The 7648-nt window shown below is 71.1% G+C and carries 5 protein-coding genes; 2 read left to right on the forward strand and 3 right to left on the reverse strand.

Features of this window, described 5'->3' with window-relative positions:
- Positions 1 to 49: 49 nt before the first annotated feature.
- The 3 genes from E1181_RS10490 to E1181_RS10500 all read right to left on the reverse strand — a co-directional run bounded on the left by E1181_RS10490 (position 50) and on the right by E1181_RS10500 (position 4278).
- Entirely contained in the window at positions 50 to 1678 is a 1629-nt protein-coding gene (locus E1181_RS10490) for an ABC-F family ATP-binding cassette domain-containing protein (RefSeq protein ID WP_132673790.1), read from the reverse strand.
- A 184-nt stretch (positions 1679 to 1862) separates the two neighbouring features.
- A complete protein-coding gene (locus tag E1181_RS10495; RefSeq protein ID WP_132673791.1) occupies positions 1863 to 2537 on the reverse strand; it encodes an acVLRF1 family peptidyl-tRNA hydrolase in 675 nt (224 codons plus the stop codon).
- Positions 2538 to 2766: 229 nt separating this feature from the next.
- Entirely contained in the window at positions 2767 to 4278 is a 1512-nt protein-coding gene (locus E1181_RS10500; protein ID WP_132673792.1) for a deoxyguanosinetriphosphate triphosphohydrolase family protein, read from the reverse strand.
- 60 nt (positions 4279 to 4338) lie between these two features.
- Here E1181_RS10500 and E1181_RS10505 point away from each other — a divergent pair, with 60 nt between their 5' ends.
- Both E1181_RS10505 and E1181_RS10510 read left to right on the forward strand, forming a co-directional pair.
- The gene (locus E1181_RS10505) at positions 4339 to 5544 is read left to right on the forward strand and encodes a lycopene cyclase family protein (RefSeq protein ID WP_132673793.1); all 1206 of its coding nucleotides are present in this window, start codon (positions 4339 to 4341) and stop codon (positions 5542 to 5544) included.
- A 335-nt stretch (positions 5545 to 5879) separates the two neighbouring features.
- Positions 5880 to 7648 (forward strand): GGDEF domain-containing protein (locus E1181_RS10510; RefSeq protein ID WP_132673794.1); only part of this gene is annotated, 1769 nt, incomplete at its 3' end.

Raw genomic sequence — 7648 nt, forward strand, 5'->3', positions numbered from 1 at the left:
GAATGCACTAATCCATCCGTAGTAGCCCGCCGTCGTGGTATACGGAGCGCTACGCCAACTGGACCAGATCCAGGTATTCGGCTGACCAGTGGTCCTCGGTGCCGTCGGGCAGCAGGATGACCCGTTCGGGCTCGAGCGCTTCCACCGCGCCGGGGTCGTGCGTGACCAGCACGACCGCGCCGTTGAAGCTGCGCAGCGCGTCGAGCACCTGCTCGCGGCTGGCGGGGTCGAGGTTGTTCGTCGGCTCGTCCAGCAGCAGCACGTTGGCCTGGCTGGAGACCAGCCCCGCCAGCGCCAACCGCGTCTTCTCACCGCCGGAGAGGGTGCCCGCCGGTTGCTGCAACTGCTCGCCCTGGAACAGGAACGTGCCCAGCAGGTTGCGCAGCTGCTGCTCGGGGGCGTCGGGCGCGGCAGAGCGCACGTTCTCCCAGACCGTGGCGTCGTGGTCGAGGGTTTCGTGCTCCTGGGCGAAGTAGCCGATGCGCAAGCCGTGACCTGGGACGACGGCACCGGAGTCGGCTTCTTCCTGACTGCCGAGCAGCCGCAGCAGCGTGGTCTTGCCCGCACCGTTGAGGCCGAGCACGACGACCTTGGATCCGCGGTCCACGGCCAGGTCCACCCCGCTGAAGATCTCCAGCGAGCCGTAGGACTTGGACAGGCCGTCGGCGGTCAGCGGCGTCTTGCCGCACGGGGCGGGGTCCGGGAAGCGGATCTTGGCGACCTTCTCCTGGGCCTGCTCGGCCTCGGCGGAGGCCAGCAGCTTCTCGGCTCGCTTGGCCATGTTCTGCGCGGCGACGGCCTTGGTGGCCTTGGCCCGCATCTTGTCGGCCTGCGTCATCAGCGCGGACGCCTTCTTCTCGGCGTTGGTGCGCTCCCGACGGCGCCGCTTCTCGTCGGCGGCGCGGGCGTCCTGGTAGCGGGTCCAGTCCATGTTGTAGACGTCGGCCTCGCCGCGGATGGCGTCGAGGAACCACACCTTGTTCACCACGGCCGACAGCAGGTCGATGTCGTGGCTGATGACGACCAGCCCGCCGTCGTGGTTCTTCAGGAAGTCGCGCAGCCAGTTGATGGAGTCGGCGTCGAGGTGGTTCGTGGGCTCGTCGAGCAGCAGCGTCGTCGCCGAACGGCCACCGGGTCCGGCCTCGGACGCGGCGAACAGGATGCGCGCGAGCTCGACGCGGCGGCGCTGACCACCGGAGAGCGTGCTCAGCGGCTGGTTGAGGACTCGGCCGGGAAGCCCCAGGTTGCTGCAGATGCGGCCGGCTTCGCTCTCGGCCGCGTACCCGCCGCGGGCGCCGAAGCGCTCCTCCAGGCGGCCGTACCGGTTGATGGCCTTGTCGCGCTCCTTCTCGTCGACGAGCTCGGCCATCGCGGTCTGCGCCTTCTCCATGTCGCGCAGCAGCTTGTCGAGGCCGCGCGCCGAGAGCACCCGGTCCTGGGCGGTCACGGTCAGATCGCCTTCGCGCGGGTCCTGCGGCAGGTACCCGATCTCGCCGCGGCGGGTGAGATCGCCGGCGTGCGGTTGGCCCTCACCTGCGAGGACCTTCAACGTCGTGGTCTTGCCCGCTCCGTTGCGGCCGACCAGGCCGACTCGGTCGCCGGGCTGGACGCGCAGGGTCGCGTCGGCGAGCAGGATGCGGGAACCGGCGCGCAGTTCCAGGCCAGTGGCTGAGATCAAGGAGAACTCCGGGTAATAGGTGGTCTGCGTGGCATGAGTGCGCCCACCGGCGACGAACGGGTGGGCGTGCGGGCGCGGAGCTAATCGACGCGCGGAGTGGCGCGGGAACGCACCAAGATTCGCTTGCTGACCACGGAGTCGAGTCTACCGGTCGGGATCCAGCGGATTTCGCCTGCGTTCAACCTCACTGCGGGTCCCGGACCTCGATCTCCACGGCGACCGCCCGCTTGGCAGCTTCGTCGAGGATCGCGCGGCGCGGTTCGGGCACGTCGAGGACGCGCTGCTCAGCGCGGTCGAACAGCTTGGTCAGCCGGGTGTCCTCGCGCAACGCCTGCAGCGCCTGCCGGTCGCCGCCGAGGACCAGCGCGTCGAGCTCGGCGGCCACCGGCAGGAGTGCCTTGGCGACGGCGTCGGCGGCCGAGGCCAGCGAGCGCGCCGACTGCCCTTCGCGACGGCGGGCGAAGCGCTGCTGGGACCAGCCGCCCGCCTTGTTCCGGCCGTGCACGAGGTGCCGGTCGGTGGTGGAGGTCTGCACGACGCCGTCGACGGCGACACCGATGCTGTGCGCGCCCAGCCGCACCAGCACCAGTCCGATCCGGCGGGACACCGACACGTGCTCCACCAGCGACGACACCGCGAGGCCCGGGTGCTCGACGTGCGGAGCCGGGAGCGGGCCGAAGGGCACGCGCACCGTCGCCGTGGCGCCGTCGGTGGCGGTGACCAGCACCGTTCGCGGTTCCAGCAGCGTGCTCGCGGCACCGCCGTGGGAGGCGGCGAAGCGCTCGAACCACCCGGCGACCCGGCCCGGTGCCACCTCCACCGCCCGCCCACCACCGGCCAGCTGACGAACCTTGCTCATATCCGACTCCGCTCAGAACTCGATCCTGAAGGCGGCGATAGCCGCTGCATCAGGTGTGGGACTCGGCCCGCACCGCCGCGGGTTCTCAGCGGTTCTCTGGGGAGGACAGCCGACACGCCGTGTATTGGCATACATCAGTCTCGGATCCCGGAGCCAGAGGACCGCTGTGCCTTCCCCGTTCGGGGTTTCCGCCACCCGCACCGCCAAGCAGGGTGATGTTTGAACAGCCTCAAAGGACGAAGGTGTCGTTCCACAGTTGCGTGGTGCGTCCCGACAGCGCTTCCAGCAGCGCGGCGGCCTGGTCGTCGGTGAGCGAGGCGATGAAGTCGATCACCGCGCGGCCGCGCGCCAACGTCGTCAGGTCGGCGCCCTCGGGCAGCATCTCGCGCGGCAGCTCGTCGAACTCCTCGCGGGCCAGGCCGAACAGGTCGCGCAGCCGGTGCGGAGCGACCTCGACCTCGTCGATCAGCCACTCGTCGAGGGCTTCGACGAGGTTGCTGATCAGCCTGTCCTGGCCGCGCTGGTGCAGGGCGAGGTCCGGGCGTTGCAGCACGAAGTGCCGGTGCACGAACTTGAGCACCTGCACCTCGTGCCACTGCTCGGGCGCGAGCGCCACGTGGCCGGAGCGGGGCTGAACCGCCCGGTCGACGCGGATGCCCTCGACCAGACGCCGGGTCCAGTCCGCGGAGAACCTGGCCACGGCCTGCTCCGCCTGCTGGGAGCGGTCGAAGGGCACCTCCAGCAGGTCGACCGCCAACTCGGTGCGCACCTTCTTCACCGCGTCGTTGAACGCTTCGTCGTCGGCGATCCAGCCGTCCTTGGCGTGCAGGCGGCGGCGCAGCAGCTCCAGCGAGGCGCCGGGCCGCGAGTCTCCGGCGGTGACGTGCTCCTCGGCGGCGAACTCCACGCTGTGGCCGAGCCATTCCTGCAGCTCGTGGTGCACGGAGGTGAACTGCAGGATGCCGACGCGGTGGAAGTCCTCCAGGTCGTGGATCGCGTAGGCGATGTCGTCGGCGGTGTCCATGATCGACGCCTCGACGGTCTGCTGCCAGTCCGGCACGACCTTCTCGAACGGGAGGCGCGCGTCGAGCAGGTCGTCGAGCTCGGTGCTGTAGGCGGAGAACTTCGCCGCCCCGGTGCCCGGTGCCCCGACCGGCTCCGACGCGCCGCGCGGCAGTTCGGCCGCCTGTCGGGGTACCGGCGAGTTCCTGGTCCACGGGTACTTCAGCAGCGCCGAGCGCACGGCGGCGGTCAGGTCCAGGCCCTTGCCCTCCACGCCGCGCACGTCGATGCGGGTGACCACGCGGTAGGTCTGGGCGTTGCCCTCGAAGCCGTCGGGCAGCGCGAAGCGCTCGCGCGCCAGCCGGTCCAGCACGCTCTCCCCGAGGTGCCCGAACGGCGGGTGCCCGAGGTCGTGGCCGAGCCCGGCGGCCTCGACCACGTCCAGATCGCATCCGCCGAGCTCGTCGAGCTCGGCTCGGGTGACGGGGTCGGCCAGCAGGCGCTCGGCGATGGCGCGGGCGACCTGGGCGACCTTGAGGCTGTGGGTGAGCCGGTTGTGCAGCAGCAGGCCTGAGCCGGACGGGCTGACGACCTGGGTGACGCCGCCGAGCCGCGCGAAGAAGGCAGAGGCGGAGATCCTGTCGCGGTCCGCGCGGAACGGGCTCGCGGCCAGGTCACCCGGCACGGTGTGCCCGGTGCGATCGCTGCGGCGGGCGGCGCGTGGTTGCACTTCCTCCATGCGGTCAAGGTATCGGCGGCCACCACGCGGGCCCCAGGGCGGGCGTGATCTGATGATCGGGTGGCGGATGTCGTGGTGGTCGGAGGCGGACCTGCTGGTCGGGCCGCCGCCTCGGCCTGCAGCGATGCCGGTTTGGCGGTGACGCTGGTCGATCCGGCGCCGCGCAGCGGCTGGGCGAGCACCTTCGGTTCCTGGGCCGACGAGCTACCGCCCGACGTCGCCGCGCTGTCGACGGTGATGGACCGCGTTCACCTGCACGGCACGAGCTCCCACGTGTGGCGGCGGCCCTACGCGGTGCTGGACAACACGGCGCTGTGGAAGCACCTGTGGCGCGCCGACGTCACCGAGGTGACCGGCCGCGCGGTCGCCGCCGAGCACGGCCCGACGGGTTCCACGCTGATCCTCAAGGACGGCAGGCGGCTCGCGGCAGGGGTGGTCGTCGACGCCACCGGACCCGCACGAGCGCTGTCCGGCGGACGACCGGCGCACCCACCTGCGCAGCAGACCGCGGTGGGCTGGATCGTCGACTCGGCCACGGCCGAGGCGTTCTGCGGCCCCGGCGAGGGCGTGTTCATGGACTGGCGTTCGGCGCCGCGCACGCGGGGCGGCTGGCCGACGTTCCTGTACGCGGTGCGGGTGGGGCCCGACCAGGTGCTGCTGGAGGAGACCTCCCTCGCCCGCCGTCCCGCGCTGCCGCTTGCTCTGCTGCGGCGCAGGCTCGCCGGGCGCCTGGCCGACGCCGGGATCGACCCCGAGTCGCGCCTGGGCGAGGAGCGGGTGCGGTTCCCAGTCGACGATCCGCTGCCCCGGCCCGGCCGGGTCGTGCCGTTCGGTGCCGCGGCCGGATTCGTGCACCCGGCCAGCGGTTTCAGCGTCGCGCGGGCGCTGCGCCGCGCCCCTTGGCTGGCGGCGGCGCTGTCCGGTGGTCTGGCGGGCGTGACGCCGGGTCCTGCCACGGCCGCGCGGGCGGGCTGGCAGGTGCTGTGGCCGCCGGACGTGCTGGCCGCGCACGTGCTGCGGCAGCGGTCGCTGCGCGCCCTGCTGTCGTTGCCGCCGGAGCTGGTGCCGGAGTTCTTCGAGGCGTTCTTCACCCTGCCCGAGGCGCACCGGATCGAGTTCCTCTCGGGTGAGGGCACCTCGGCGGGCACGGCGCGCGCCATGTCGGCGCTGTTCGCCCGGGTTCCGTGGAGCGTGCGCCGTAGGATCGTGCTGGGTGGGATGTCGTTCGGGCATCCCGCTGCGAAGCACGGTCTCGGCGGAAGTTGATCTGCGCCCAATTCCGCGATGAATAAGCGGTGAATTGGCATCCGCTTTTGCTCCGATCGCGGGAAGCGCAAATCACAATACTGTTTTTCGAGTCGCCCTATTCACACAACGTTCACGCTGCGTGCAGGCCTTTACCCGATAGGCTCTGGCCGTTGTCTACGCAGTGTGATCAGGCAGACTCGGAATGAGGTGCCCGGTGCCACGCACCGTTCGTCCGGCTGATGTTACGTGCTGCTCAAGCACGCTAAGTTGGTCGGCAAGAATGGCGGCGCTCCGCCGACGAGGAGGAGCTGAGATGTCGGTGAACAGATCGTGAACACGGTCGCTGGAGAAGCATGAGCCGGGGCAATATCGACTCCGTGCTCGCGCTGGTGGACGAAGTGCGCTTCGCGTTCCAGCCATTGATCAACATCAAGACCGGTGCCATCGTCGCGATAGAGGCGTTGGCCCGGCCGGCGGGCGCGCACGTCCAGGACCTGTTCCGGGAAGCGGCGCGCCTTCGTCGGCTCACCGAGCTCGATGTGGACTTGGCGGTGAACGCCGTGCAGGCAGCGGCGGAGCACGAATCACTGCTCCCGCTGCACGTGAACCTCTTCGGGGGCACCGTGGTCCACGACCACGACCGGCTGGGCTTGCTGCGCGAGAAGCTGCGCGAGGTCGGCAGGCGCGAGCAGGAGATCACCCTCGAGATCGGGCCGCCGTTCGCCCGGATCGACCCGGATCAGCTGCTGGAGGGCATCGGCAAGCTGCGTTCCGAGGGCTTCCAGATCGCCCTCGACGGGGTCGGCGACGGCGACATCCCGCTGACGATGATCGGTGACATCGGCCCGGCCACCATCAAGCTCGACCGGGGAGTCGTGCAGGGCCTGCCCGACGATCCGGCGCGGGTCGCCGTCGTCGAGTCGGTGCGCCACCTGTGCGAGGCCACCGAGAGCCAGCTGGTCGCCGAAGGCGTCGAGAGCGACCGCCAGCTCAACGCGCTGCGGCGCAACGGCGTGCGCCTGGTGCAGGGCAACCTGCTCGCACCGGCCGGCCGCAGGCCTCCGACGACGAGCACCGTTCCGGGCGTGGCAGCCGAGGTCACCGACCCGCACTCGCCGACGGTCAGCACCCTCGCCAGCGGCCCGCGCGTCACCGAGTTCCTCTCGCCCGCGACGGTGCTGTCCATGGACGTCACCGCCGACAAGGTGCGCGAGGTGCTGGCCGACCACACCGAGATCAGCGGTGTCGTGCTGGTCGACGAGCACAACCGGCCGAGGCACACCATCGACCGGAACCGCTTCCTGCTGGCGGTGACCGGCCCGTACGGGCACGCGCTGCACGCCAAGCGCCCGGCTTCGCGGCTGGCCGACGAGCCGCGGGTGGTCAACACCGGCACCACCGCGATGGAAGCGCTGAGCATGGTCACCCGCTCCGACCAGTACCGGATGTACGACGACGCGATCGTGGTCGACGAGGCCGGCCGCTGCCTGGGGGCGGTCCGGGCCGGTGACCTGATCCGCGGCATGGCGGAGATGAAGGTCGAGGAGGCCGCCGCGCTCAACCCGCTGACCCGCCTGCCGGGCAGCGACGCGATCGCCCGCGACGTGGCCCGGCGGATCGCCGCCGGGGAGATCTTCGCGGTGAGCTGGCTGGACATCGACGGTTTCAAGGCGGTCAACGACACGGCCGGCTTCTCCGCCGGTGACGACGTGATCCGCTCGATCGGTCGCAGCCTCACCGACGCGGCGGCAGCGCTGACGTCGGTGCAGGTCGGTCACGTGGGCGGCGACGACTTCCTGCTGGTGGCGGACCTGGACGACCTGGTCACGCTGGCCGACTCGGTGCTGGGCACGTCCCGCACCGCGGGCGACGTGGAGATCACCGTCTCGCTGGCCACTCTGGTGTGCACGACGCAGACGGTCTCCGACTACGACGAGGCGTCCAGCAAGCTCGCCCCGCTGAAGCACTACGCCAAGCAGCTCGCCGGATCGAGCTGGGTCATGTCCCGACCGGGCTCGGATCGGATCGAGGTCCTCAGGGGCCAGGGCCCCGGAGGACCCCCGACCCAGGTACCGCCTCTGACCAGCACCCCTCCCCCGCCGGTACCGCCCGCCCAGGGGCC

The organism is Saccharopolyspora terrae, assembly GCF_004348435.1.
Taxonomy (GTDB): domain Bacteria; phylum Actinomycetota; class Actinomycetes; order Mycobacteriales; family Pseudonocardiaceae; genus Saccharopolyspora; species Saccharopolyspora endophytica.

Coding starts and splice junctions, on each gene's coding strand:
- E1181_RS10500 (WP_132673792.1), bottom strand. CDS start 4,278: ATGGAGGAAGTGCAACCACGCGCCGCCCGCCGCAGCGATCGCACCGGG.
- E1181_RS10495 (WP_132673791.1), bottom strand. CDS start 2,537: ATGAGCAAGGTTCGTCAGCTGGCCGGTGGTGGGCGGGCGGTGGAGGTG.